The 296-nt window shown below is 35.5% G+C and carries 1 tRNA gene; it reads left to right on the forward strand.

From position 1 onward, the window contains the following. Positions 1-3: 3 nt before the first annotated feature. Positions 4-79, forward strand: a tRNA-Glu gene (locus tag CAMP5082_RS08360). Positions 80-296 lie beyond the last annotated feature (217 nt).

Raw genomic sequence — 296 nt, forward strand, 5'->3', positions numbered from 1 at the left:
ATTGACCCTTTCGTCTAGTGGCTCAGGACGTCACTCTCTCTGTGTGATAACAGAGGTTCAAATCCTCTAGGGGTCGCCATGAATGCATATCATAATCAAATGCAACAGATTAAAATTTACTTTTTTATATTTTTTTAATCATTCACCCATCACATACCATAACACACACCTATAAAACCCACTCTATTTTTTTCCCTTCTCTCCTTCTTTTTCTCAACACCCCTTCCTTTTTTATTTTTAAAAAATAATTTTCTTTCCTCAACAACCTCCTACTAACCCCCCCCCTTTTTTTTTTT

It is taken from the genome of Campylobacter sp. LMG 17559 (assembly GCF_024723605.1).
Lineage (GTDB): Bacteria > Campylobacterota > Campylobacteria > Campylobacterales > Campylobacteraceae > Campylobacter_D.